The sequence below is a fragment of the Nitrobacter sp. Nb-311A genome, from assembly GCF_000152905.1.
In the GTDB taxonomy this organism is placed as follows: Bacteria; Pseudomonadota; Alphaproteobacteria; order Rhizobiales; family Xanthobacteraceae; genus Nitrobacter.
Genome location: NZ_AAMY01000005.1, coordinates 135840 through 160264, shown reverse-complemented (window position 1 = coordinate 160264; position 24425 = coordinate 135840). Strand labels below are relative to the sequence as shown.

Genomic DNA, 24425 nt, shown 5'->3' with positions numbered 1-24425 from the left:
GCGATTCCGCGCAGGATTGTCTGGGAGAGTGTTGGCCGGGCATGGAAGCTGGACATTGGTATTCTCCGAAAGAGACGTTGTCCGAAAGAGACGTTGTCCGAAAGAGAAAGGGCGGCCCGGCGGCCGCCCTTGTTGGTGATGGTGTTGATCGTGCGGGTCCCGGTCAGTGCGCGGCGTGCGCCATGGCCGCGGCGCCGTTGCCCCAGACATAGATGCAGACGAACAGGAACAGCCACACCACGTCGACGAAATGCCAGTACCAGGCGGCGAACTCGAAGCCGAGGTGCTGGGAGGGCGTGAAGTGTCCGGCATTGGCGCGGAACAGGCAGACGATCAGGAAGATGGTGCCGACCAGCACGTGGAAGCCGTGGAATCCGGTCGCCATGAAGAAGGTGGCGCCGTAGACGTTGCCGGCGAAGCTGAAGGCGGCGTGATGATACTCATAGGCCTGCACGCAGGTGAAGATGGCGCCGAGCGCGATGGTCAGGATCAACCCCCACTTCAGCCCCTTGCGGTCGCCATTGAGCAGGGCATGGTGGGCCCAGGTCACGGTGGTGCCCGAGGTCAGCAGGATCAGGGTGTTGAGCAGCGGCAGGTGCCAGGGATCGAAGGTCTGGATGCCCTTGGGCGGCCAGACGCCGCCGAACAGCGCCTCGCGCGTCACATGCACGGGATCGCCCGGGAACAGCGCGGAGTTGAAGAAGGCCCAGAACCAGGCGACGAAGAACATCACCTCGGAGGTGATGAACAGGATCATGCCGTAGCGGTGGCTGATCTGCACCACGCGGGTGTGATCGCCCTTATGCTCGGCTTCGCGGATCACATCCGCCCACCAGCTCGCCATGGTGTAGAGCACGCCGACCACGCCGATGCCGAAAATGATCGGCGCGGCCGCGGTCATATGATGCATCCACAGGATCGCGCCGACGGCCATGATGAAAGCCGCGGTCGCGCCTACGATCGGCCACGGACTCGGGTCGACCAGGTGGTAATCGTGCTTGACTTGCGCCGTAGCCATTGCGGTCTCTCTCCCTTAGCGGTGCCGGCGGTATTGGGCACCTATTGATCTCAAAACAAGACGCGCGGTAACGAAACGCGTCGGCCCTCGAAGGTCAGATGCTTCCCCCTGACCTGTCCGGCTCGTTTGCCGCCACCGGCTTGGGCGTGGCATTCTTCACCGGAAAGAAGGTGTAGGACAGGGTGATGGTGTTGACGCCGTCGTTCTCGCTGTCGGCGGCGAAGGCCTGATCGACATAGAAGACGACGTCCATCTCCCGCTTCTCACCGGGCGCCAGGGTTTGCTCGGTGAAACAGAAGCAGTTGATCTTGGTGAAATAGGATCCGACCGTCAGCGGCGTGACGTTATAGGCCGCCTGTCCCATCGTGGTCGCCGCCGACTCGTTGGTGATGGCGTAATGCACGGTGGTGACCTCGCCGATCCGGACCTTTATCTCGGTCTGTTCCGGCTCGAACTTCCAGGGCAGCCCGCCGGAGACGTTGGAGTCGAAGCGCACCGCCACCGTTCGCGCCAGCGGCGCGGCCCGCGGCGCCGTCGCCGCCACCTGCGTCGTTCCGTTGAAGCCGGTGACGCGGCAGAACCAGTTGTAAAACGGCACCGCCGCATAGGCGGCGCCGACCATCAGCGCGACCAGCAGGCCGCAGGCGGCGCCGATCTTCACGTCGCGGCCGACGCGCGGCGCAGCCTTCGGCGGCGCCGGGGCTGCGGTGGCGGGTTGCTGCGGATGGTGCGGCGCGTCCGTCATCTCAAATCACATCGGACGGACGAGAACGCCCGGCCCCTTGATGAAGGTGACCGCGAAAAACAGCAGGACCAGGACCCCAAGCGCCCAGGCGATCGCGATCGACCGCTCGCGCCGCCGCTTCTTCTGGGCCTCGGTGAGAACGATTCCGTCTCCGTCCGGCTTGTTTTCGCTGTCCATCGGACCATACGCCCTCTACCAGATCAACGGCGCGAGGGCCTTCGCAACCACATCGAGCAGCAGAACGGCAAACAGCGCGAACAGATAGAGGATCGAAAAGGCGAACAGCCGCCGCGTGGCGCGCAGCGCCTGGCTTCCGGTGCGATGGCGATAGACCTGGATCGCGAGCACCAGCATGCCGGCGCCCAGGATCAGCGAGGTGACGCCATAAACCCAATCGAAGTAGCCCAACGGCCAGGGCGCGGCGGCGATCGCCACCAGCACGATGGTGTAGAGCAGGATCTGCAGCCGCGTCGCGTCCGGACCGGCGACCACCGGCAGCATCGGCACCCCGGCGCGCGCGTAATCGTCGGAACGGAACAGCGCAAGCGCCCAAAAATGCGGCGGCGTCCAGAAGAAGATGATCAAGAACAGAAGCAGCGGCTCCATCGACAGCGATCCCGTCGCCGCCGCCCACGCCACCACCGGCGGCAGCGCGCCGGCGGCGCCGCCGATCACGATGTTCTGCGCGGTCCGCCGCTTCAGTCCCATCGTATAGATCACAACGTAAAAGAAGATCGTGAAGGCGAGCAGCCCTCCCGCATACCAGTTGACCAGGGCGCCGAGCGTCATCACCGAGAAGAACGACAGCGTGAGGCCGAACCCCATCGCCTCGCCGCGGGTGATGCGGCCGCGCGGGATCGGCCGGTTGGCCGTCCGCGACATCAGCACGTCGATATCGCCTTCCAGCGCCATGTTCAGCGCGCCGGAAGCGCCGGCTCCGACCGCGATGCAGAGGATCGAGATGAATCCCAGCACCGGGTGAACATGGCCCGGCGCGATCATCAGCCCGACCAGCGCGGTGAAGATCACGAGCGACATCACCCGTGGCTTCAGCAGCGCGAAGTAATCGGCGACACTCGCCTCCGAGATCCGGGGCGGCAGTTCAACGGCTTTTTGATCGACAACCGACACGACACAACCCGCTTGTTGGGTGCGCGGCGCGTCACGCGCGCCGCGCACATTCACATTGACTTACTGCACCTTCGGAAGGGTGGCGAACTGGTGGAACGGCGGCGGTGACGACAGCGTCCATTCCAGCGTGGTCGCGCCTTCACCCCACGGATTGTCGGCCGCCTGCTGCTTGCGCGCGAAGGCGTCGATCAGGCCGTAGATGAAGACCACCGCGCCGAAACCCGCGATAAAGGCGCCGTAGGACGAGATCTCGTTCCAGCCCGCAAACGCATCCGGATAGTCGACCGAGCGCCGCATCATGCCCTGCAGTCCCAGGAAGTGCTGCGGGAAGAACAGGACGTTGGCGCCGATGAACATCAGCCAGAAGTGCAGCTTGGCGATGGTCTCGTTGTACATGTAGCCGGACATCTTCGGGAACCAGTAGTACCAGCCCGCGAAGATCGAGAACACCGCGGCAATGCCCATCACGTAGTGGAAGTGCGCGATGACGTAGTAGGTCTCCTGCATCACACGATCGACGCCCGCATTGGCCAGCACCACGCCGGTCACGCCGCCGACCGTGAACAGGAAGATGAAGCCGATCGCAAACAGCATCGGCGCCCTGAACTCGATCGAGCCGCCCCACATCGTGGCGATCCACGAGAACACCTTCACGCCGGTCGGCACCGCGATCACCATCGTGGCGGCGACGAAATAGGCCTGCGCCGTCGACACCATGCCGACCGTGTACATGTGATGCGCCCACACCACAAAGCCGATGCCGCCGATCGCCACCATCGCATAGGCCATGCCGAGATAGCCAAAGATCGGCTTCTTCGAAAACGTCGAGATCACATGGCTGATCATGCCAAAGCCCGGCAGAATCAGGATGTACACCTCGGGATGACCGAAGAACCAGAACAGATGCTGGAACAGCACCGGATCGCCGCCGCCGTCGGCGGCGAAGAACGTGGTGCCGAAGTTACGGTCGGTCAGGAGCATCGTGATCGCGCCCGCCAGAACCGGCAGCGACAGCAGCAGCAGGAACACCGTGACCAGGATCGACCACACGAACAGCGGCATCTTGTGCATCGTCATGCCGGGGGCGCGCATGTTGAAGATCGTGGTGATGAAGTTGATCGCGCCCAAAATCGAGGACGCGCCGGCCAGATGCACCGAGAGGATCACGAAATCCACCGACGGTCCGGGATGGCCGCTCGTCGACAGCGGCGCGTACAGCGTCCAGCCCGTGCCCGCACCGCTCGCGCCCGGCTCGCCCTCCACAAACGTGGAGGTCAGCAGCAGCGCAAACGCCGCCGGCAACAGCCAGAACGAGATGTTGTTCATGCGCGGAAACGCCATGTCCGGCGCGCCGATCATCAGCGGCACGAACCAGTTGCCAAAGCCGCCGATCATCGCAGGCATCACCATGAAGAAGATCATGATCAGGCCGTGCGAGGTCACAAAGACGTTGTAGGTATGCGCAGGATCAAAAACCTGCACCCCGGGATACATCAGCTCCGCCCGGATCCCCATCGACATCAGGCCGCCGATGATCCCCGCAACGATGGCGAACACCAGGTACATGGTCCCGATGTCCTTGTGATTGGTCGAATACGCAAAGCGCCGCCACCCTGTCGGGTGGTGCGCATGGTCGTCATGGTCGTGGTCGTGAGCATGTGCTGCGGTTGTTGCCATTGTCTGATCCTGTCTTTCGTCCCTTGAAGTCCTTGAGCGAACGAACCTGGGCGGGCGGCTCCCGGGCGACGACCTTCGATGGTTGCCGCCCTCGCCGAAATCGCCCGACGCGACGCCTAGCGCATCACGTCGGCAGCCGACGCCACCGCGTTCGCCGGGTTCGAGGCAAACTTCTTCTTCGCGGCTTCAACCCACGCCGCAAAATCCTGATCGCTCACCACCCGAACCGCAATCGGCATGAAGGCGTGATCCCGGCCGCACAACTCAGAGCACTGACCGTAAAACATCCCCGTCTTCGTGGCCTTGAACCAGGTCTCGTTGAGACGGCCCGGAATCGCGTCCACCTTGATGCCAAACGCCGGAACTCCAAAGGAATGAATGACATCCGCCCCGGTCACCTGAACCCGGACCACCTTGTTCACAGGAACAACCAGCTCGTTGTCCACCGCAAGCATCCGCGGCTGCTTGTCATGCGACATCAGCGAGTCATACTCAAACTTGCCGTTGTCCGGATAAGCGTAGCTCCAGTACCACTGCTTGCCGACCGCCTTCACCGTCAGATCGGCCTTCGGAAGGTCAAGCTGCTGAAACAAAAGCCGGAACGAAGGCACCGCTATGCCAACCAGGATCAAAACCGGAATAATCGTCCACGCAACCTCGATCATCGTGTTGTGCGTCGTCTTCGACGGAACCGGATTGGACCGCGCGTTGAACCGCAACATCGCCACAATCAAAAGCGCCGTCACAAACAGCGTGATCAGCGTGATCACAACCAGAAGTCCGCTATGCATGCTCGCAATGCTCTCCATCACAGGCGTCACGCCCGCCTGAAGACCAAGCGCCCACGCATGCGGCTGACCCAGCTCCTCCGCAGAAACCGTACCTCCAGCGGCAAGCGCCGCCACTCCAAACGCCAATCCCAGAAACCGGCGGCCAAACCGGCGGCCAATCTGGCCCATCGACATCTTCATGCCGCTCGCGCTCCTTGTCATAAACCCGCACCAGCACCTGACGGCCTTTGATACGGGCCCAACAAGCGCGTTACGTACCGGCCGTTTTCTTAAAGGAGTATATTTTAAGATGCAAGCGCCGTTCATGCTGCTATGCGGGAACAACGGAAGCGTTCCATCGTAAGAATTGATTGCATCTTTGCGGCAGGATCAAACGTCTCATCGAGGTTTTTACGTCGATACGCGGTCTCGATCATACGATTTGCGACCGTAATTCTCTTACTCTTTCTTGACCATGTGCTGAATTCTGGTCATCGACGATGCAAGCGGCGGCGGCGTTACTGAAACATTTATTGAAGCGCAAACGCGGCGCCCTCTCTTGCAACCTGATCAGAGCATAACGCTCTTCCGCAAGCTTCGACGAACTGCGAGGATGCGGATGCTCCATGACATCTCTTGTCCTGCCGCTCTTGTCTCTTGTTGTGACGCTCGATCTTGAAGCAATGTAAGGGCGCCGCCCATCAAGCCCTGAACCGCCAACACCTCTCGCCGAATAACAGTTTGGTTCGATCATTTTCCCTGGTAGCCCCACATGACGATTTGTATGCGATCCATAGCTACCGTGCGCAGCCGTTTCACAAACGAGGTGCGAATATCCCGCCGCGACATCATCGCGGAAATCATCGTACGTGAAGACCTTGCGCCGGCCCTGACCGGTCTTGAGGAATGGTCGCACCTGATCGTCCTGTTCTGGATGGATCAGATCGTCGGCAAGCCTGTCCCACTCACCACACATCCGCGGCATCGCGCCGACCTGCCGGAAGTGGGTGTATTCTGCGCCCGCGGCCCGGAACGACCCAATCCGATCGGACTGGCTGTCGTCGAGTTACTCAAGCGGGACAACAACATTCTGACCGTCAAAGCTCTGGACGCCTACGACGGCACTCCCGTGCTCGATATCAAACCCTATGACGCATTTGACGCCGTCACCGAACTCCGGGCGCCGCGATGGTGGATGGTCGCGACGGGCCGATTAACACCGTAAGCGCGCCAACTTTGTCATGAGAACACCGCACGGCAGCGACCGGCGGATTCGTACTCATGGCGCACGCGATCAACGCGACTGTCTTCGTGTTGGAGCCGACTGTCGCCATTGCCGCGACAGGCTAATGAGTCGCTCCCGGGAAATCGTCCCTCCGTGATAGACAGCGCGCGACACCGCGTTGGCACCGAGCACCGCATCTCCGAATTCGTGCCTTCGCAAGAAGGGGTGATGCGGCAGATAGGTTTGGACCATCGCTCTGTATCGTCCCATGTCGGAGGGCGAAAGCCTGACGCGGCCGGCGCCCTCGAGCGGCTTGGATTCGATATATTGCGCAAGAAGCGCCAGTTGCTCCTCTACATCATAAACGGCATTCGGCAACGCGGAGTCGCATTGATCGCTCATCCGATCCCGCAACTTGTCCTGTTCGCGGCACAGCACCTCGTACAGGACCGCCTCGACGACTCCCCATGCTTCGCGCCCGCGGTTTGCTTTGAGGTTTCTGGCGACGGTCGTGAAATCATCGATCACAGCCAAGATGGACCCCACCGCCGCAAGCAGTGGTGCGTAGCCCGCGAATACCTTGCCTCTTCCGTCCTGCCACAGTTCGCCCGCCGACAAGCCGAGCGCAGCTTCGATGGCATCAAAGAACGTCGTTATGAAATCCTCGGCAAGATCCGGGTGGCTGAGATAGTGCGAGCCTGGCCTGGCGGCCGTCCTGGCGTAAGCGTGGATAAGTTGCCGAGCGCCCTCCTTGTCATAGAACTCGACGTTGGCCGTGACGTGCTTAATTCCAGGCGCGGCGCGTTCAAGTTGCTGCCGCGCCAGTTCGATCGACTCGAACCGTCCCAGCAGAACCAGTTTGGGCCTCGAGATAACACGTCGGTCGCTCTGCAATAGTTCGACACTTGATCCGAGGAACTGCTCGATCCCGGCCTCGTTCGACAGTAGTCTCCCCTCATCGAGCGCGTCGACAATGACGGGAATCCGCGCCTCGTGAAATGCCGCTATCGGATCGCTCTTGTCGGCAGCCTCCAGATCGGCCAACAGGGCACGGAGCGATCCGGCGGAGACAGGCACCTTGGCCAAGTCGAGGATCGGAATCCTGAGCGTGGCCGAGAGTTGCCTCGCCAAGGTGCTCTTGCCGGCCGCCGCAGATGCCTCGATGAAGATGATCTCCTTCTCCAGGGCCACCTGATCGCCCTCGTCCGTTTCGAATCTCGGCGGCACGAACGGGACCGGCGGCTCGGCGATGAAGAGAGAGCCGGCCGGGTCAAGCTTCGGGAAATGGACGGGCCGGTTCAATACATCGACGAATACGCTCAGCGCGGTTTCCGGCATCAGATGACCTCTTGAATGAAGGCTGCACGTTTACAATCGCAGAACGTCGGGTTCAATGGCTAGCGCGCCGGCGTGGACCAACCTTGACCGCGCCATGCCGCCCGACCCGCTCCCGCGTCCGCCGCCTCCCACGAGAGGGCCCGATGCAACAAGCCGGGACGCCATGATCCGCCAGATCGCAGTTGCAGGCTATAAGGGCGCGCGGAAATGAGCCCGACCGGATATGTACGCGGGCGCGAATCCATGTCATACTAAGTTATGATCAAAGGTTGGAAAATCAGCACCGTGAGGCCCGGCAGGGGCGCCAGCGGAGCACTCCGTCGAGAATTCATCCTCGTAGCCATCGCCGACAAGGACGCGGCTGTCCGCGCGGTCAAGGAAACCCTCCCTGACGCAGAGGTCAAGGTCGATTCGGAAGCCACGCCGGAACTTATTGCTGAATATCAGGTCATCGACGGCGAGATGGTTGTGCTCGCCGACTGAGTCCATCCGGGAGAGCGTGCGCCCTCCCATCCCTTGCGAGCAAGCGATAGCTGAATTGCAGAAGCCTGAAAATGCAGCGCCAGGGCAGTTCGCGATCATTTATTTATTCTTGCCCTGACAGCTGATTTGGCGTTTTTGGTTGGATCAGCCATAAGCGGACACAAGGGCATGTCGGACGTTTACGATATTGTCGTTGGATTGCGAGACCGGTCCGAATGAGGCTCCGTAAGGCATCGCAATGTCCCAGATTTTTCTCGACAGCTGAGAAGAAATAGCCTCCCAACGCCGATCTCCGGTACGCGGCAGGTCAACGCGCCCGACTTGGCAGCAAGGAAAGCCGGCGCTATTTCGAGACATGTCCGCGCCAACGCGTCGGCCGTCCTCATGGACAAGCCGTGCTCGCCTGTGATTTAGGCTGACGTCGGAACCACAGAACACCCGTCTTAAGGAGAGGATGGCCGATGCGATACCGCACCAATCAGGGGCTGCTGATCGAAGCCGAAACGTCGTTCGATGCAATCCGCCGCCTGCGCGAGTCGAGTTGGAACGAACAAAACCTCAGCGACCGGCAATACATGGAAGCGGTGGCGGATCGTATGTTCCAGGAGGGTATTCACGTTTCAACGGTTAGCCCGGATATCTTTATTGCCGGGCTGATAGGCGCCGGACTACTCACGCGCGAACCCGACGATACGCAGCCGAATGCGGCGAAGCAGGAGGCCGATCGTAAATAGAGCCAACGAGCCGAAATCCGCGGGGCGAAGGGAGCAGCCCGGTGGATCCCACCAGGAAACTGTGACGTCCTGATGGGTGGAGGAGCGTGAAATCCGGCAGCCGCGCAGGATCAACGTCGGCGCTCGAAATAGGCGACGGCCGCCAAAATCGACGCCGAGGAAGCGGTCCCCTCGTGATGATTGATGCAAAGAGGCTGGATGCCTATATAGGCGGACCAGCGGAGGAACAAAATGACTGAAAAAATCCCGGTCACCGTGCTGACCGGCTATCTTGGCGCCGGCAAGACCACATTGCTCAACCGGATCCTTTCGGAGGAGCACGGAAGAAAATACGCCGTCATCGTCAACGAATTCGGAGAAATCGGCATCGATAACGACCTCGTCGTCGGCGCTGACGAAGAAGTGTTCGAGATGAACAACGGTTGCATCTGCTGCACCGTGCGCGGCGACCTCATGCGCATCCTGGCCGACCTCATGAAGCGAAATGGCAAATTCGACGCCATTATCGTCGAGACCACGGGACTCGCCGATCCGGCGCCGGTGGCGCAGACCTTTTTCGTTGACGAGAATGTCGGGAAGAAAACCAAACTCGACGCGGTCGTCACTGTCACCGATGCCAAGTGGCTCAATGACAGGCTGAAGGACGCTCCGGAAGCCAAGAACCAGATCGCCTTCGCCGACGTGATCCTGATCAACAAGACCGATCTGGTCTCATCCGACGAACTCAGCGAAATCGAGGCGCGCATTCGCGGTATCAATCCTTACGCGAAGTTGCACAGGACTCAGCGAGCGCAGATCGCGCTCAACGAGATTCTGGAACGCAACGCCTTCGATCTCGACCGCATTCTTGATATCGAGCCCAGCTTCCTCGAAGGCAAAGACCATGATCACGATCATGGCCATCATCATCATGATCATGATCACGACCATGACCACAAGCACGCTGACGATCATGGCAAGCTCAAGCACTACCACGACGAGGAGATGCAATCGATCTCGCTGAAAACCGACAAGCCGCTCGACGCAGACAAATTTTTCCCGTGGGTCGAGGATCTCGTTCAGAAGGAAGGCCCGAATATCTTGCGTAGTAAGGGCATTCTTTCCTTCAAAGATGAGGATCGGCGCTTCGTGTTCCAGGGCGTGCATATGATTCTCGACGGCGACCATCAACGGCCCTGGAAGGCTGACGAAAAGCGGCAAAGCCGCATCGTTTTTATCGGCCGTAATCTGCCGGAACAGATGATCGCCGAAGGATTCGAGAGCTGCATCGCTTAAGGGAGGCCAGCTGTCACGATGAGAGAACGCGCACGGATGTCGTCGTAATGATTCTGGGTCCGCCGATTCAGGATCATGAAGACGATCGATCGCCTCGATTCATCGTGGGGCGCAGACCGCAAACGAAGAAGCAGGTGCGCCCTGTTCCGACGCGGCTGCGGGCGTACAACGCCTCGTCTTGTCTTGAGGCCCTGGTTGGCCATGCCGGGTCGCCCGCGCTTGGAGCCACGCCATTTTCAAGGCGGCTGTCCCTAGCGGGCCCAAGACGAACGCGCTCCGCGACGCAGCGGTTCGATGCCGGGAACAATCGCGATTGCCTGGAGCAAAGCCTTTCCAAGCCGCAAGCCGCGAACAAGTTTGATGTCGCCTGCACGGATTGGAAATTCCGAGGAGCCGCTTCTGCGAATCCTCCGACGGAGGCTTGGTCCGCCACTTCACGCGAACCCCTGCGCGTGTCGCAGATCAGGATAACGGCTGACAGGACTTGAAGAGGCCGGTTCTGGCGCGGGCAGCCTTGGATTCAGCAAATCGCCCAAGCCGGGAACGGGCGCGCAATAAGCCAGGTACCCGCGGGCCGTACGCGCTCGATACGGAGATAATCTCTGACTGCACGCGATCCGGCGTCGCGCTTGCCATGCAGGGCATGGGGCAACGCTCGATAACAGGCGTTGACTACCGGAATTCCTAGCAACGCTGCTCGCCCTTCGAAAACGCTGAAGCCAGGCTTCCGCGCGATAACCAGGCGAATAGAGTAAGAACGCCTAAAATCATAAAGCCCCGCTTCTGATCCAATCAGAAGCGAAAGGCTCTAATGTCTCCGAAAGCTCGTGATTGAGCACGCCAGAAGACGAAGGCGGCTGCCTTCAGTCGCCACGCTATGGCGTTTATGGCTCCTCGGAAGGTCTCGAAAAGATGATGAGCAAAAACCCGACCACAGCCATCGCCGCACCGTAATAGACCCATTCGGTATGCCTGGCCATGATGCTATCGGCAGGGTAGCTGTAAAAGCGAAAGCCCTGCCCCATAAAGCCAAGTCCAGCGACCAAGGTGATAACTCCGACGATTCTCAATAGAGCGTGCATTCTAAGGCGTTATCCCGGATTGTTGAATGAGACCAAAAAGCAAACACGTTATACTAAGCGGCCTCGGCCTTCGCTTCAACTGCATTTACGATCGGGAATTCTTCTTCCCCAACGCGGCGCAGGATTTCATCCTCAGGTCAAACACGAGGACATGCTTCGCTCGAAAATGCCATGCGCTCGGGATCAACCCGCGCTGCTTACCAGGTGCTTATCCCGACTTCAGCGTTCACGAATACGCAGCCGCGACGGGAGACGCTCTGCTCCGCCAAGGTCCACGACCCTCATGTGTCTGCAAAAGACTTAGTTCATCTGAAAGCTCAGCTAAATCCGCCCGTGGCAGGTATGGTGAGCGTCAACCCCCGTTCAGGGTTGGCATGGCTTAACCGTCCGTAGATTCAGTTCGCAAAGACTCAGGCCGAGTCCAGATTCGCAGCGATCGTCAACCGCAGCAGCCGATCGCGATACGTATCTCGCGATCAACGAGTCCGATCGCCTATCCTCTGTCTTTCGGCTTTTGTTCCCTTCGTCGACCGCGTGCCGCCAAATTCTGGGGCCGCGTTCCTACAATCGCAAAAAAACGATAGCGCCCGTTTCTTCGCGGGCGCTATCGTTTTTGCAAAAGGCGTTCAGCCTCTTGCCATCAACCAATCGCAGTTTAGGCCCGGCTAGACAGCAGAACCAGCACTGATCTTCTTCTCGGGCTTCTGAGAAGCGGCCGTCGATGTGACGGTCGGCACGCCATTCTCAAAGCTTACCTCAGCACCCAAGCCTCCTGCCATTTCACCCTCAAGGATCGAAGGCTGCTTCGGAGCGGTGAGACGCTGGAACGACTCTGTCAAGGCACTTGAAAGGTCAACTGCCCTACCACAGACCGAATCCCACAACATCACTGCGCCCTGGCTGGGAACAAACATTCCCTGCTTGGAAGAGCGATTCAAGGCGAGGCGTGAGTCCCGTGCACGACGACGTCCTGCATGTTCATGTTCGTGCTCATCCTGCTGCGCGTTGACCGGCAGCTGCAACACCGTAGCTGTCTGGCCCGCGACAAGCTGGGCAATCTTCACAACCTGCCCATTCGGAAACTCCAGCGCGTCGTGCTGGACGTAGGGATTATCCACGTCGACTTTTCGGAAGCTCGCGACCTTGTGATCAACACGGGCTTTACCCGAGAATTTTATTCCTAGAAAACTCCGGGGCTGCTCATACCGAACATTCTCATCAAATGCGAGTTCCGTTCCAGGTAGCAAGCAGACCGCCAACTCAGGCGGGCTGTCATGAATTACAAGCTTGGGGCCGAGCTCGCCAACAGCGGCAAAGCCGCGCACGTTCGATTTCGCAAGCTCCATAGTGACCAGCTTATCGGCGACCTTGGCAGGCCGCGAAGAGACGTGATGCAGACTGTAGTCGCACATGAAGGGCTCCTCTGGTTGGGACTACGCATTACCCCACATCGATACAATACCAACGATGCGAACTCGTTCCGCCAACTTTCCTGACCATTGACGGCTGCGCATTAAGGTCCAAGTATCCAACCATGCTAAATTGGTACAGTACAAAACCTACCATGGTAACAACGTTCGCGTCAACTTAATTCCCCAACGAGCGTCGGCGCCCCAATCCACAATTCCGCTTTGAAATCAGCGGGTGCGGCCCACGATCGGAACCAAATCGCGACCGCAACCCACAGGCAAAAGCCAGAAACCCGGCTAGAATTGCTCCAGAAATCCTCTCGACCCAATCCTTTGGATACTTCCGATCGCGTCGGCAAGAACAACCCCCTCCGAGGAGGGATGCAGCGAGCCTCGTGACCGAACCATACACATTTTTGCGATCGCTGACGGGCGGGTACAATCTCGTCTTTCCTTAAAGCTGGCTGGCTAGCTGCCGAAACCGTCGGGGATTGCCGCAAGGCAGCGTCCGCTCGCTGCTTGCCGCTTGGAGAAGGCGAGGAACTGCGCTATGTAGGATCAAAAGCTCCCAGGTCGACAGGCTGGCGAACCGCTTCAAAAGACGTGGGCGGAAGATACATCCGGACCTAGCGAGTCCAACCCAGCGATTCCGAACCTAGCGAACCAGGCTAGGGAGAACCGGGTCAAAGCTTGGCGCGAGCTTTCGCCAAAGCGCAGGAGTTTTTGACATGATGGACGAGGCGAATGCAGCTGGAACCGAAAGCGCCTGCCTGGTCGAGGCTCGCGCAGGGGACGCGACGGATCACTCCTCGAACACCCCGCCTGATGAAATGGCGCGGATGGGCGAGGAAATCATCGCCGCGCTCAAAACAGTCTACGATCCGGAAATTCCGGCTGATCTCTACGAACTTGGTCTGATTTACAAGATCGCAATCGATGATGATCGCCTGGTCAGTATCGAGATGACGCTGACCTCTCCAAATTGCCCATCCGCGGCGGAGTTACCTGGCCAGGTAAGGAACGCGGTGAAAGCTGTTTCTGGTGTGCACGACGCGAAGGTAGCGATCGTCTGGGAACCGACGTGGGATCCGAGCCGGATGTCGGACGAGGCGCGAACCGTCCTCAATATGTGGTGATGGATCGCCAGATCCGGTGGTGGATGGCTGGATCAAGTTGATTTCGTGAACACCGCCCCGGCGGTGGCAACTGTCCCAGCGGGATCCGGCCCCCGGAGCTTTCATGCGCTCCCCTGCCACCAGGGTGATCACCCAGCCTCGCTGATCTGCCGAGCAGTCAGAGATTTCCGGACCAGGAGCTTGCAGGCGATCGGTCAGCAGCGTATCGGCGCAAGATCAAGGGAAGTTCGCACGTCAGCAAGCCCGCAGTCGCAGCCCTCGCAGACGGAGCCAGTGGCCGTCGACTTGCCGGCCCGTGATCTGCAAATCGGGCCTCTGCAAATCGGGCCGATGGCGATAGTCGTCGAATGGCCGTCATCAGCGCCTATTCGGCACCGCGTATTCCGCTTCCGGCTAGCCGCCTGCCCTCAAAGCAATCGTTCGCCACGCGAACTCTATCGAGCAAATCAACGCTATGGCAAATGATCCGCCCGGCATTCTCTTTGATGAAGTCGCCACCGCCGGCAGCAGCCGGCGGAGGGTCGCGTTTGAATCACCCTGGCAGCAGCCGCGAGCGGAATGCTCGCGAGCGCCATCGATTCTGGGTCAAGCAAGCCCTTGAGTTGTTCAAGTTGTAGGCTCGCAAATACACGACTTACTTCGGTAGCGGCGCCGGGCTCTTGGAGAGCGTATTGAGATAGGCAACCAAGTCAGCGCGCTTGGTCTCACTCTTCAACCCGGTGAAGCTCATGGACGTGCCCTTGGCGTAAGCCTTCGGGTCATTCAGCCACTTGTTCAGTTCGGCAAAGGTCCACTTACCGCCGGCCTTGCTCTTCAAGGCAGCCGAGTAGTTGAAGCCTTCCACCGAAGCGATCGGCCGATTGACGACGCCGTAAAGATCCGGACCGATCTTCTTGCCCGCGCCTTCCTCGGTATTGTGGCAAATCTGGCACTGTTTGACGAGGCCCGCACCGCGCTCTACGGAAGCGCTGGCAAGCGCCTTGTTGAAAGACTCCGCCTCAGCAGCCGACGACTGCTCCGATTTAGCGGTGTCCTTGGCATCAGCCTTATGAGCGGCCTCAGAGTGCGACGACTCTGGCGCGCTGAACGACTCGTCGATGATGCGTACCGTTTGCACAAACAACAATGTTCCCAGCAGTGCGCCGAGAATCGCGTTGGTCCGGTTCGAATGCACTGTATCACTCCCAGAGCTCATTACTGAAGTACTCCCGACGGTATGAAGGAGCCAAAGAAACCCGGGACATCCCGGACGAAATGAAAAAATCGATGGCTGCGGCACCCCCGGCGCATCGATCTCGGAACAGCCCCACTCTAGCCCGCTTCGCGTGCCTGAAGGGAGCGGCGGGCACACCCATACCAAATAGATGTTTGTCGCGCAACGGTTCAGCCCGGCGTTGAACGGCGCCGGATTTTGCACTGCGAATACGGCTTTTGACAGGCGCTATTAGACCCTTGCTCCTGCGCTGTCCTCCCGCTTGGTCGGCGCGATCAACGGTGACCCCCGAGGGCGAAGATCAAAGCCAAGGCGCGAGCTTGTCCATCGCGATAAGTTGCTCGACCTCGATGCGCGGGCGGACTACCGCATACTGGTCGCCTTTGACCAGCACCTCAGGGATCAGCGCACGGGTATTATAGGTCCCCGACTGCACTGCTCCGTAAGCACCCGCGGTCATGATCGCGAGAAGGTCGCCGGCTTGCGGCTCCGGCAGATTGCGCTCGAGCGCGAGATAATCCCCGGTTTCGCAAACCGGGCCGACCACGTCGGCAACCATTACCGCGGCATCCTTGGGCGCTGCGCGCACCGGCATGATCTGATGATAGGCTTCGTACAGCGTGGGGCGAATGAGGTCGTTCATGGCCGCGTCGATGATGACGAAATTCCGGGCGTTGCCGTGCTTCACGTAAATGACGCGCGTCACCAGAATGCCGGCGTTGCCGACGATCATGCGACCCGGTTCGAACATCAGCGTGCAGTCGAGATTGCGGGTCACGCGCCTGACCATATCGGCATAGGCAAGCGGCTCCGGCGGAGCCGATCGGTCCTCGTAATAGGGAATGCCGAGGCCGCCACCAAAATCGACATGGCTGACGACGTGACCGTCGGCGCGCAGCGTGGAGACGAAATCCGCCAGCAGGCGGAACGCTGTTTCCATCGGACCGAGATCGGTGATCTGGCTGCCGATATGCATGTCGACGCCGGTGACCTTTATACCGGGCAGCTTTGCCGCTCTGGCGTAGACCGCGCGAGCCTGCGTGATCGGAATGCCGAATTTGTTCTCCAGTCTGCCCGTTGAAATCTTGGCATGCGCACCTGAATCAACGTCGGGATTGATGCGGACCGAGACGCGCGCGGTGCGGCCCGTTTCACTCGCAAGCCGGGACAGCAGGTCGAGTTCTGGTTCCGATTCAACGTTGATGCAGAGAACGTCCGCGGCCAACGCCGCGCGCAGTTCGGCTTCGGTCTTGCCGACGCCCGAGAATAGAATCTTGTTTGCCGGAATCTCCGCGGCCAGCGCACGCTTGAGTTCACCGCCGGAGACGACGTCCGCTCCCGCTCCGAGCTTCGCCATGGTTCGCAGCACCGACTGATTGGAATTTGCCTTCACGGCGTAGCAGACCAGATGGTCGGTCCCTGCGAAAGCCTCGGCAAAGACACGGTAGTGCCGTTCCAGCGTCGCCGTCGAATAGCAATAGAACGGCGTGCCGACGACCTCGGCCAGGGTTGAAAGATCGACGCCCTCGGCGTGAAGCACGCCGTCGCGATAATCGAAGTGGTGCATAAACTAGTATCCCGAATCCGACGTTCGCTTCACCATGCAGCATCTTTCCCTATAGCGTTTTCGAGCGAAGTAGCCACCGGTTCGCGTGAAGAAAACGCGTCAGAACAGAATGATAGAGCCCCGCTTCCGTCATAGCGGATAGGGACTTTAGACCTTCGGATTCGAAAGGACACCAAACAGTTGCACTTCCGGTGTGATCCCGACTCAAAAGCCGCTTGAATGTGTGCAGAGATTAATGAAGCGAACGCCTGAACCGCGCCCACATCTCAATGGCTGTCGAGCAGCGGGTCGAGGATGAAGGATTTCTTCGTGCCCCTGGCCGCCGCCGGATCACCGTTCATCCCGTAGGACGGATCGAACAGGCTCCCCCTGGGTGCGGCGGCGCGCTCATGGTCATCCGTCGCCGCGGCGGCAGGGGGCTGCTCCGACGCGCGCGGCGGGCGATCGAGGCCGCCCTTGCGCCCGCAGCCGGCGAGCGCCAGCGCGGCGGCTGTCAGAAAAAATAATCCCCATCCCGCTGAGACGAATCTCGAAGTTCTGTTCACGGCGATTTCCCCAATCGGGGCACCATACAAAGAATGCCCTGTTCTGGCGAGACCGGAAGACAGGGAAATTCAAGCGAAAATTCGGACGTATTTTATTTTCGGTCTTTATTCAGCCGCTTGAGCCAGGCCCTGGCCTGCGCCTGAACATTTTTCGGCGCGGTCCCGCCGTAGCTCGTGCGGCTTTTCACCGATGCCTCCACGGATAGCACCATAAGCGCGTCGTGGGTGATGCGCGGCTCCACCGCCTGCATCGCAGACAGCGGCAATTCATGCAGCGCGACGCCCTGCTTCGATGCGGCGGCAACGATACGACCGGTGACATGATGCGCGTCACGGAACGGCATCTTCAGCGTCCGGACCAGCCAGTCTGCGAGATCGGTCGCGGTCGCATAGCCGTCACCGGCGGCCGCCTTCATTCGGGTCTCGTCAGGCACGAGATCCGTGACCATGCCGGTCATGGCGCGGATCGCCAGCGAGAGCGCGCTGAACGCCTCCATCGCACCCTGCTTGTCTTCCTGCATGTCCTTTTGATAGGCGAGCGGCAATCCCTTCATCACAACCAGCAGCCCTGTAAGCGCCCCGACGACGCGACCGGTTTTGGCGCGCACCAGTTCGGCGGCGTCCGGATTGCGCTTCTGCGGCATGATCGACGAACCCGTGGTGAACTTGTCGGAAAGTCGCACGAGGCCGACCAGCGGCGAGGTCCAGATCACCATCTCCTCCGCGAAGCGCGACAGGTGTGTCGATGCGATCGCCGCGGCTGATAGCGTCTCCAGCACGAAATCGCGGTCGGAAACCGCATCCAGCGAATTCGCCATCGGGCGATCGAAACCAAGTCCCCTGGCGGTGGCGGAGCGATCGATCGGAAAGGATGTGCCTGCCAGCGCGGCCGCACCAAGCGGGCTCTCGTTCAAACGCCTGCGCGCATCGGCGAAGCGCCCGCGATCGCGGGCCGCCATTTCGACATAGGCCAGCAGATGATGACCGAAAGTCACCGGCTGGGCGGTCTGCAAGTGGGTAAACCCCGGCATCACCGTTCCCGCAAACTCCAGCGCGCGCGACGCCAGCGCGTGCTGCAAAGCCTCGAGCGCGGCGTCGGTCTCGTCGATAACGTCGCGGACGTAGAGACGGAAATCGGTTGCAACCTGATCGTTGCGGGAGCGCGCGGTATGCAACCGTCCCGCAGCGGACCCGATCAGTTCCCCGAGGCGGCTCTCCACATTCATGTGAATGTCCTCGAGCGCCCGCTTGAAGTCGAAGGAATCGTTGCGGATCTCTGACAAAATCGTGTCTAGACCCTTACGTATTTTTTTCGCATCATCCGCGGTGATGATGCCTTGAGCGGCAAGCATCTCAGCATGGATCTTTGACGCGGCGATGTCTTGGGCGTAGAGGTGGCGATCCACGTCGATTGAGACATTGATTTCCTCCATGATGGCATCGGGCCCTTCGCCGAACCTGCCGCCCCACATCTTGTTGCTCATGTCTTGTTGCTCATGCCGCGCCGCTCATTTTCATCATGCTTGCCGGACGATCTATCTCGCCCGGTCGGTGTAGCCTCTGAAGCCGACGCCTGCATACCCGCATATTGTACAGGATGACAAACGATATGACCGACACTCCCACGCCGCCTCGTCGCGCCAAAAGCGAGCTTCCCATAGGCCCGTTGGTCGCAGTCGCTATCGTCGTAGGGGTCACGGCCACGCTTTTGGGCATCGGGCACCTGAGGCACGCGAAGTCCGCTGCCAACGCCTTGGCGCCCTGTGGCCCGGCGGTGGAACTGTCCAAAAAGCTCGCTCCGCAGGCCACGGGCGAAATAGCTTCCCTGACCATGGCATCCAAGCCACGTCAAATGCCGGACCTGGCCTTTATGGACGGCGAAGGCCAGCCCAAAAAACTTTCGGACTGGAAAGGGAAAACCGTTCTCGTGAATCTGTGGGCGACCTGGTGTGTGCCTTGCAGGACGGAAATGCCGGCCCTGGACAGACTTCAGGGCAAGCTCGGCAGCGATAAATTCGCCGTGGTCGCCATCAACATCGACACCCGCGACTCCGACAAACCGAAGGCTTTCTTGAAAGATGCCAACCTGACTCATCTCGGCAATTTTCATGACGAGAAAGCGTCCGTTTTCCAGGATCTCAAAAGCGTCGGCATGGCAGTCGGCATGCCGACGTCGGTGCTGATCGACGGTCACGGTTGCGAAATCGGCAACATGGCCGGACCGGCTGAATGGGACAGCGCGGATGCAATCAAGCTGATTCAGGCATCCTTGGCGCCATAAGCCCGGTCCACGACCTGACTGGGCAGGCGTCACGACGGGATGCTCGTGCGAGCCAGATGCTGGCGCCTGCCCGCTCATGAGCACAACCGTAAGGGATGACCCATGCAGTATGTCGACGGTTTCATCGTTCCAGTACCGAAGAAAAACCTCGACGCTTACCGCACCATGGCGCGCAAGGCCGGCAAGGTATGGCGCGAACACGGGGCGCTGGACTATCGCGAATGCGTTGCGGAAGACGTCGAGGTCGGCAAGTGGACATCATTTCCGCGCAGCGTGAAGCTGAAGCCGAACGAGACTGTGGTGTTCTCCTGGATCACCTTCAAGTCGCGCAAACATCGCGACAGGGTCAACACCAAGGTGATGAAGGACCCCCGCCTCGCCAAAATGATGGATCCGAAGGCGATGCCGTTCGATGCCAAGCGCATGATCTATGGCGGCTTCGAGGTGTTCGTCAGCGCGTGATCGACGCGAAATGCGAGGGAAGAATCCCAAGGGAAGAAGCCAATGGCAGGACATGGTCACTTTTGCTGGAATGAGTTCGTCACCCGCGATCCGGAAGGATTCAAGTCCTTCTACGCCCAGACGGTTGGATGGACCTATCAGGCACAGACCCAGCCGGACGGCGAATGCTACTGGGTGGCGTTAGCGAATGGCGAACCGGTCGGCGGAATCTTCCCCACCAACCGACCCGGCCTGGAGGGCATTCCCGATTGCTGGATGCCGTATCTCGCCGTCGATGACATCGATGCGCGCGTCGCGAAGGCGGTGGCGGCGGGCGCGCAATTGATGAAGCCGATTTTCGAAGTTCCCAACGTCGGCCGGATGGCGATCCTGATGCAGCCGGGCGGCGTCGGTGTCGGCTGGATCACGCCGACGCAGGGTCCAATCTCAAAATCGACCTAAACCGAAACGTCAAGATTGCCGCCGATGCCCGGCGCGTTGTTCGGTGCCGGACTGGCCTGCGGCGGAACGAGCAACTGAAGCACCTGCGCCTGGGCGTCGAGGCTCATCTTCATTACCCGGTTCGCGATCTGCGATTGCGTATTAGCCGCCATCATGCCGGCCGCCGCCGCAATTAAACTGACATCCATGCGCACAACTCCCCAGCACGATCCCGATATAGCGGACCGTGGTTAACGAATTCTGGGGGATGTAAGAATTTAGCGCGTCGGGACCGGCTTGTCGCCGCGGTAATCGTAAAAACCGCGCTGGCTCTTGCGCCCAAGCCAACCGGCCTCGACGTATTTCACCAACAGCGGACAGGGCCGGTATTTGGAGTCCGCCAGCCCTTCATGCAGCACCTGCATGATCGACAGGCAGGTGTCGAGCCCAATGAAATCGGCGAGTTCAAGCGGCCCCATCGGGTGATGCGCGCCGAGCCGCATGGCGGCATCGATCGCCTCGACGTTCCCCACGCCTTCGTACAGGGTGTAGATGGCTTCGTTGATCATCGGCAGCAGAATGCGGTTGACGATGAAAGCAGGGAAGTCCTCGGACACGGCGATCTGCTTGCCGAGCCTGGCGACGAATTCCTTGGCCGCATCGAAGGTCGCATCGCCGGTCGCGATACCCCGGATGAGTTCGACCAGTTCCATCAGCGGCACCGGATTCATGAAATGAATGCCGATGAACTTTTCCGGCCGATCGGTCGACGCGGCCAGCCGCGTAATCGAGATCGATGACGTGTTTGAAGCGACGATGGCCTCAGGCTTGAGCACCGCGCACAGGTTGTGAAAAATCTTGCGCTTCACATCCTCTTTCTCGACGGCGGTTTCGATCACCAGATCGCAATCCGCCAACACGTCGAGACTTTCGGTTTGCGAAATCCGTGCAAGCGCTTTTCCGCGATCATCTTCGGTAATGATCTTCTTCGCGACCTGGCGGGACAGGTTTGCGTTGATGGTCGCCATCGCCGCGTTGAGCTGATCGGCGGAAATATCATTGAGCACGACGTCGAACCCCGCGAGGGCGGCTACATGCGCAATGCCGTTGCCCATCTGGCCCGAGCCGATCACGCCGACTTTTCTAATCATTGCCGCCATCTCGCCATCTCACCGGTCCCGAGCCGCGCAGACCGCGGCGCACTCCATTCTTGCACAACCACTGGCGGAAGTCCGTTGCGCCGATAGCACTCCTCCGGATCATCGTCAGCGGTCCAGCTTTCCAAGTTCTTCCGTGAGTTCAGGAACCGCCTGATACAGGTCAGCCACCAGGCCGTAATCCGCGACCTGGAAGATAGGCGCATCCGCGTCCTTGTTGATCGCCACGATCACCTTGGAATCCTTCATTCCGGCGAGATGCTGGATTGCGCCGGAAATGCCGACGGCGATGTAAAGGTCCGGCGCCACCACCTTGCCCGTCTGCCCGACCTGCCAGTCATTCGGCGCGAAACCCGCGTCCACGGCGGCTCGCGACGCACCGACGCCGGCGCCGAGCTTGTCCGCCAGCGGCTCGATATACTTGGTGAAGTTCGCGCTGCTTCGCATGCCGCGGCCTCCGGAAACGATGATCCTCGCCGAAGCCAATTCCGGACGATTATTCCTGGCAACCCGCTCGCCGACGAAACTCGACAACCCCGGATCGGCCACCGCGGCGACGGTCTCCACCGGAGCGCTGCCGCCTTCCCCGGCCGCGGCAAAGGTCGAGGTACGCACCGTGATGACCCTCTTGGCATCCCTGGATCTGACTGTCTGGATCGCATTGCCGGCGTAGATCGGCCGTTCAAAAGTGTCGGGCGCGACCACCTTGATGATTTCGGAGATCTGCATCACGTCGAGCAACGCCGCAACGCGCGGCATCACATTCTTGAAACGAGACGTTGCCGGCGCGATCAATGCATCGTAACCGGCCGCCAGCGAGCGGATCAGCGCGGCGAGCGGCTCGGCGAGGTCGTGGCCATAGGCCGGGCCATCCGCGAGCAAAACTTTCGCGACGCCCTCCAGCTTCGCCGCGCTCTCGGCGGCGGCCTTGGCGTTCTCACCCGCGACAAGCACTTCGACCGGCGAGCCGAGCTGAATGGCCGCGGTCAGCGCCTTGCTCGTGACGTCCTTCAGCGACGCGTTGTCATGTTCTGCGATCAACAAGGTGGTCATCAGATTACCCCAGCTTCGTCCCTGAGCTTGGACACCAGTTCGGCGACGTCCTTGACCTTGACGCCCGCCTTACGGCCCGGAGGTTCTGTAGTCTTGAGGATTTCGAGGCGCGGCGCGAGATCGATACCATATTGGTTGGCCGCCCTCACCACGATCGGCTTCTTCTTCGCCTTCATGATGTTCGGAAGACTGGCATAGCGCGGCTCGTTGAGCCGCAGATCCGTCGTCACGATCGCCGGTTTTTTCAGCCTGACCGTCTGAAGCCCGCCATCCACTTCGCGCACCACATTGAAATAGGCCCCGTCGACTTCGAGCTTGGACGCAAAGGTCGCCTGCGCCCACCCGAGCAAGCCCGCCAGCATCTGACCGGTCTGGTTTGAATCGTCGTCGATGGCCTGCTTGCCAAGAATGATCAGTCCGGGCCCTTCCTCTTCGACAACAGCCTTGAGGAGCTTGGCAACCGCCAGCGGCTCCACGGGTGAGTCGGACTTGATCAGGATACCGCGGTCTGCGCCCATGGAGAGACCGGTGCGGATCGTTTCCGCGGCTTCAGCGGGACCGATCGACACCAGCACGACTTCGGCGGCCTTGCCCGCTTCCTGAAGCCGCAAGGCCTCCTCGACCGCGATTTCGTCGAAAGGATTCATCGACATCTTGACGTTAGCAAGCTCGACGCCCGATCCGTCACCCTTGAGACGGATTTTCACGTTGAAATCGACAACCCGCTTGACCGGCACCAGAATCTTCATAGACCCTCTCTCGAACCGAGCGTGGTTGGATCAACCGCGAGTGTGAGCTTCGGCGCGGAACCTAAAGGTCCCGTTTCCGGTGGTCAACGCGGGAAGGCCAAAAAACGCGGCCTCCGACCATCCCGGCGCAGCCAAGAAGCGATCGGGTCGCGATCATCTGTTTTGACCGGGTGTCCAGAGCACATCGCCCCCGCTTCCGGCGTTGATAAAACGGCTGGCGACAAACAGAAAATCCGACAACCGGTTCATGTATCTCACGGCGGCATCGCTGACCGGTTCGCCCGGCCGCGCAGCGAGTTCCACCATCATACGTTCCGCGCGGCGACAAATGGTTCGAGCCAGATGAAGGTAAGCCGCGGCAGGCGCCCCTCCCGGCAGCACGAACGATGTCAGCTCGGGAAGCCCCGCATTGAGGCTGTCGATGTCGTTCTCCAGACGCGCGACCTGGCTGGACACCACCCGAAGCCGTTCGGCTTTGCCCTCGCGCTGAGGCACCGCAAGGTCAGCGCCGAGATCGAACAGATCGTTCTGGATGCGGCCCAACATCCCATCGAGATCGGGCGCGCCGGCGAGATGCAACCGGACCACGCCGATCGCGGCGTTGGTCTCATCAACGGTCCCGTAGGCGCCGACACGGAGATCGTATTTCGGGCGCCGCTCACCGGTGCCAAGCGCGGTGGTGCCGTCATCGCCCGTGCGCGTATAGATTCGGTTGAGAACGACCATCAGTCCTCCGGCGCCGGGGTCTCAATCCGTCACTGCCCCAGCATCCAGATCGTCACCATGACGATGATGATCGCCACGAACTGCAGGAAAACCCGCATTCGCATGAGCTTCTGCGAGAGGTTGGGATTACCCCCCCGCATCATGTTGACCAGACCCATCACCAGCACCGTAGCCACCGAGGCCACCGCGACGGGAACCAAAACCATGCTCAGAAATACTGTCATGGCGT

General features: G+C 60.3%; 26 protein-coding genes. 8 read left to right on the top strand and 18 right to left on the bottom strand.

What is annotated here, in order from left to right:
• Window positions 1-163: 163 nt before the first annotated feature.
• From NB311A_RS03470 to coxB, 6 genes are all read right to left on the bottom strand, one after another.
• The gene (locus NB311A_RS03470) at window positions 164-1018 is read right to left on the bottom strand and encodes a cytochrome c oxidase subunit 3 (RefSeq protein ID WP_009796679.1); all 855 of its coding nucleotides are present in this window, start codon (window positions 1016-1018) and stop codon (window positions 164-166) included.
• A gap of 94 nt (window positions 1019-1112) precedes the next feature.
• Window positions 1113-1763, bottom strand: a complete 651-nt coding sequence (locus NB311A_RS03465; RefSeq protein WP_009796678.1) for a cytochrome c oxidase assembly protein — start codon at window positions 1761-1763, stop codon at window positions 1113-1115.
• A gap of 6 nt (window positions 1764-1769) precedes the next feature.
• Entirely contained in the window at window positions 1770-1940 is a 171-nt protein-coding gene (locus NB311A_RS03460) for a hypothetical protein (protein WP_009796677.1), read from the bottom strand.
• A 15-nt stretch (window positions 1941-1955) separates the two neighbouring features.
• A complete protein-coding gene (locus tag NB311A_RS03455; protein WP_040673752.1) occupies window positions 1956-2894 on the bottom strand; it encodes a heme o synthase in 939 nt (312 codons plus the stop codon).
• A gap of 60 nt (window positions 2895-2954) precedes the next feature.
• Window positions 2955-4571: a cytochrome c oxidase subunit I gene (gene ctaD / locus NB311A_RS03450; protein ID WP_009796675.1), complete on the bottom strand. Its 1617-nt coding sequence runs from the start codon at window positions 4569-4571 to the stop codon at window positions 2955-2957.
• Between the two features lie 116 nt (window positions 4572-4687).
• Window positions 4688-5542 (bottom strand): cytochrome c oxidase subunit II, encoded by an 855-nt coding sequence (gene coxB, locus NB311A_RS03445; RefSeq protein WP_009797068.1) that lies wholly within the window; start codon window positions 5540-5542, stop codon window positions 4688-4690.
• Between the two features lie 583 nt (window positions 5543-6125).
• Here coxB and tsaA point away from each other — a divergent pair.
• Window positions 6126-6566, top strand: coding sequence for a tRNA (N6-threonylcarbamoyladenosine(37)-N6)-methyltransferase TrmO (gene tsaA, locus NB311A_RS03440; protein WP_245256914.1), 441 nt, complete (start codon window positions 6126-6128; stop codon window positions 6564-6566).
• A gap of 69 nt (window positions 6567-6635) precedes the next feature.
• On the opposite strand, the gene NB311A_RS03435 is transcribed toward tsaA, so the two are convergent.
• Complete coding sequence (locus NB311A_RS03435) at window positions 6636-7904, bottom strand: hypothetical protein (protein WP_009797066.1); 1269 nt, start codon at window positions 7902-7904, stop codon at window positions 6636-6638.
• Between the two features lie 285 nt (window positions 7905-8189).
• On the opposite strand from NB311A_RS03435, the gene NB311A_RS21765 reads away from it, so the two are divergent.
• The 3 genes from NB311A_RS21765 (at window position 8190) to NB311A_RS03420 (ending at window position 10396) form a co-directional block, all read left to right on the top strand.
• Window positions 8190-8387, top strand: a complete 198-nt coding sequence (locus NB311A_RS21765; RefSeq protein ID WP_165475218.1) for a hypothetical protein — start codon at window positions 8190-8192, stop codon at window positions 8385-8387.
• Between the two features lie 461 nt (window positions 8388-8848).
• Window positions 8849-9121 carry a hypothetical protein gene (locus tag NB311A_RS03425; RefSeq protein WP_009797064.1) on the top strand — a complete coding sequence of 91 codons (273 nt, stop codon included), beginning with the start codon at window positions 8849-8851 and terminating at the stop codon, window positions 9119-9121.
• Window positions 9122-9352: 231 nt separating this feature from the next.
• Window positions 9353-10396, top strand: a complete 1044-nt coding sequence (locus NB311A_RS03420; protein ID WP_009797063.1) for a GTP-binding protein — start codon at window positions 9353-9355, stop codon at window positions 10394-10396.
• A gap of 1747 nt (window positions 10397-12143) precedes the next feature.
• Here the strand turns inward: NB311A_RS03420 and NB311A_RS03405 are convergent.
• Window positions 12144-12890 (bottom strand): hypothetical protein, encoded by a 747-nt coding sequence (locus tag NB311A_RS03405; RefSeq protein WP_009797060.1) that lies wholly within the window; start codon window positions 12888-12890, stop codon window positions 12144-12146.
• Between the two features lie 725 nt (window positions 12891-13615).
• Here NB311A_RS03405 and NB311A_RS03400 point away from each other — a divergent pair.
• A complete protein-coding gene (locus tag NB311A_RS03400; RefSeq protein ID WP_009797059.1) occupies window positions 13616-14023 on the top strand; it encodes a DUF59 domain-containing protein in 408 nt (135 codons plus the stop codon).
• Window positions 14024-14657: 634 nt separating this feature from the next.
• Here the strand turns inward: NB311A_RS03400 and NB311A_RS03390 are convergent.
• The 4 genes from NB311A_RS03390 to argH all read right to left on the bottom strand — a co-directional run bounded on the left by NB311A_RS03390 (window position 14658) and on the right by argH (window position 18832).
• Complete coding sequence (locus NB311A_RS03390; protein ID WP_050752055.1) at window positions 14658-15218, bottom strand: cytochrome c family protein; 561 nt, start codon at window positions 15216-15218, stop codon at window positions 14658-14660.
• A gap of 319 nt (window positions 15219-15537) precedes the next feature.
• Window positions 15538-16803: a diaminopimelate decarboxylase gene (gene lysA / locus NB311A_RS03385; protein WP_009797056.1), complete on the bottom strand. Its 1266-nt coding sequence runs from the start codon at window positions 16801-16803 to the stop codon at window positions 15538-15540.
• A 266-nt stretch (window positions 16804-17069) separates the two neighbouring features.
• A complete protein-coding gene (locus tag NB311A_RS03380) occupies window positions 17070-17348 on the bottom strand; it encodes a lipoprotein (RefSeq protein WP_116394707.1) in 279 nt (92 codons plus the stop codon).
• A 92-nt stretch (window positions 17349-17440) separates the two neighbouring features.
• On the bottom strand, window positions 17441-18832 hold the full coding sequence (gene argH / locus NB311A_RS03375; protein WP_009797054.1) for an argininosuccinate lyase: 1392 nt from the start codon (window positions 18830-18832) through the stop codon (window positions 17441-17443).
• A gap of 125 nt (window positions 18833-18957) precedes the next feature.
• On the opposite strand from argH, the gene NB311A_RS03370 reads away from it, so the two are divergent.
• From NB311A_RS03370 to NB311A_RS03360, 3 genes are all read left to right on the top strand, one after another.
• Window positions 18958-19629: a TlpA disulfide reductase family protein gene (locus tag NB311A_RS03370; RefSeq protein ID WP_040673867.1), complete on the top strand. Its 672-nt coding sequence runs from the start codon at window positions 18958-18960 to the stop codon at window positions 19627-19629.
• Between the two features lie 102 nt (window positions 19630-19731).
• Window positions 19732-20091: a DUF1428 domain-containing protein gene (locus tag NB311A_RS03365; RefSeq protein ID WP_009797052.1), complete on the top strand. Its 360-nt coding sequence runs from the start codon at window positions 19732-19734 to the stop codon at window positions 20089-20091.
• A 42-nt stretch (window positions 20092-20133) separates the two neighbouring features.
• Window positions 20134-20532, top strand: coding sequence for a VOC family protein (locus tag NB311A_RS03360; protein ID WP_009797051.1), 399 nt, complete (start codon window positions 20134-20136; stop codon window positions 20530-20532).
• Here NB311A_RS03360 and NB311A_RS03355 read toward each other — a convergent pair.
• From NB311A_RS03355 to NB311A_RS03330, 6 genes are all read right to left on the bottom strand, one after another.
• Entirely contained in the window at window positions 20529-20720 is a 192-nt protein-coding gene (locus tag NB311A_RS03355) for a putative motility protein (protein ID WP_009797050.1), read from the bottom strand. The genes NB311A_RS03360 and NB311A_RS03355 overlap by 4 nt on opposite strands.
• Before the next feature lie 69 nt (window positions 20721-20789).
• Window positions 20790-21671, bottom strand: a complete 882-nt coding sequence (locus NB311A_RS03350; RefSeq protein WP_009797049.1) for a 3-hydroxybutyryl-CoA dehydrogenase — start codon at window positions 21669-21671, stop codon at window positions 20790-20792.
• Window positions 21672-21776: 105 nt separating this feature from the next.
• Window positions 21777-22721 (bottom strand): electron transfer flavoprotein subunit alpha/FixB family protein, encoded by a 945-nt coding sequence (locus NB311A_RS03345; protein ID WP_009797048.1) that lies wholly within the window; start codon window positions 22719-22721, stop codon window positions 21777-21779.
• Window positions 22721-23470, bottom strand: coding sequence for an electron transfer flavoprotein subunit beta/FixA family protein (locus NB311A_RS03340; protein WP_009797047.1), 750 nt, complete (start codon window positions 23468-23470; stop codon window positions 22721-22723). The genes NB311A_RS03345 and NB311A_RS03340 overlap by 1 nt, the downstream gene beginning before the upstream one ends.
• A gap of 153 nt (window positions 23471-23623) precedes the next feature.
• Complete coding sequence (locus NB311A_RS03335; RefSeq protein ID WP_009797046.1) at window positions 23624-24196, bottom strand: cob(I)yrinic acid a,c-diamide adenosyltransferase; 573 nt, start codon at window positions 24194-24196, stop codon at window positions 23624-23626.
• Between the two features lie 29 nt (window positions 24197-24225).
• Window positions 24226-24420: a twin transmembrane helix small protein gene (locus tag NB311A_RS03330; protein WP_040673866.1), complete on the bottom strand. Its 195-nt coding sequence runs from the start codon at window positions 24418-24420 to the stop codon at window positions 24226-24228.
• Window positions 24421-24425 lie beyond the last annotated feature (5 nt).

Excerpts from the sequence above, each read along its gene's own strand:
- NB311A_RS03350 (WP_009797049.1), bottom strand. The coding sequence starts at position 21,671 with ATGGCGGCAATGATTAGAAAAGTCGGCGTGATCGGCTCGGGCCAGATG.
- argH (WP_009797054.1), bottom strand. The coding sequence starts at position 18,832 with ATGAGCAACAAGATGTGGGGCGGCAGGTTCGGCGAAGGGCCCGATGCC.
- NB311A_RS03345 (WP_009797048.1), bottom strand. The coding sequence starts at position 22,721 with ATGACCACCTTGTTGATCGCAGAACATGACAACGCGTCGCTGAAGGAC.
- NB311A_RS03470 (WP_009796679.1), bottom strand. The coding sequence starts at position 1,018 with ATGGCTACGGCGCAAGTCAAGCACGATTACCACCTGGTCGACCCGAGT.
- ctaD (WP_009796675.1), bottom strand. The coding sequence starts at position 4,571 with ATGGCAACAACCGCAGCACATGCTCACGACCACGACCATGACGACCAT.
- NB311A_RS03425 (WP_009797064.1), top strand. The coding sequence starts at position 8,849 with ATGCGATACCGCACCAATCAGGGGCTGCTGATCGAAGCCGAAACGTCG.
- NB311A_RS03340 (WP_009797047.1), bottom strand. The coding sequence starts at position 23,470 with ATGAAGATTCTGGTGCCGGTCAAGCGGGTTGTCGATTTCAACGTGAAA.
- NB311A_RS03435 (WP_009797066.1), bottom strand. The coding sequence starts at position 7,904 with ATGCCGGAAACCGCGCTGAGCGTATTCGTCGATGTATTGAACCGGCCC.
- NB311A_RS03400 (WP_009797059.1), top strand. The coding sequence starts at position 13,616 with ATGATGGACGAGGCGAATGCAGCTGGAACCGAAAGCGCCTGCCTGGTC.
- tsaA (WP_245256914.1), top strand. The coding sequence starts at position 6,126 with ATGCGATCCATAGCTACCGTGCGCAGCCGTTTCACAAACGAGGTGCGA.
- NB311A_RS03360 (WP_009797051.1), top strand. The coding sequence starts at position 20,134 with ATGGCAGGACATGGTCACTTTTGCTGGAATGAGTTCGTCACCCGCGAT.
- NB311A_RS03390 (WP_050752055.1), bottom strand. The coding sequence starts at position 15,218 with ATGAGCTCTGGGAGTGATACAGTGCATTCGAACCGGACCAACGCGATT.
- NB311A_RS03465 (WP_009796678.1), bottom strand. The coding sequence starts at position 1,763 with ATGACGGACGCGCCGCACCATCCGCAGCAACCCGCCACCGCAGCCCCG.
- NB311A_RS03405 (WP_009797060.1), bottom strand. The coding sequence starts at position 12,890 with ATGTGCGACTACAGTCTGCATCACGTCTCTTCGCGGCCTGCCAAGGTC.
- lysA (WP_009797056.1), bottom strand. The coding sequence starts at position 16,803 with ATGCACCACTTCGATTATCGCGACGGCGTGCTTCACGCCGAGGGCGTC.
- NB311A_RS03365 (WP_009797052.1), top strand. The coding sequence starts at position 19,732 with ATGCAGTATGTCGACGGTTTCATCGTTCCAGTACCGAAGAAAAACCTC.
- NB311A_RS03335 (WP_009797046.1), bottom strand. The coding sequence starts at position 24,196 with ATGGTCGTTCTCAACCGAATCTATACGCGCACGGGCGATGACGGCACC.
- NB311A_RS03420 (WP_009797063.1), top strand. The coding sequence starts at position 9,353 with ATGACTGAAAAAATCCCGGTCACCGTGCTGACCGGCTATCTTGGCGCC.
- NB311A_RS03370 (WP_040673867.1), top strand. The coding sequence starts at position 18,958 with ATGACCGACACTCCCACGCCGCCTCGTCGCGCCAAAAGCGAGCTTCCC.
- NB311A_RS03460 (WP_009796677.1), bottom strand. The coding sequence starts at position 1,940 with ATGGACAGCGAAAACAAGCCGGACGGAGACGGAATCGTTCTCACCGAG.
- NB311A_RS03330 (WP_040673866.1), bottom strand. The coding sequence starts at position 24,420 with ATGACAGTATTTCTGAGCATGGTTTTGGTTCCCGTCGCGGTGGCCTCG.
- coxB (WP_009797068.1), bottom strand. The coding sequence starts at position 5,542 with ATGAAGATGTCGATGGGCCAGATTGGCCGCCGGTTTGGCCGCCGGTTT.
- NB311A_RS03355 (WP_009797050.1), bottom strand. The coding sequence starts at position 20,720 with ATGGATGTCAGTTTAATTGCGGCGGCGGCCGGCATGATGGCGGCTAAT.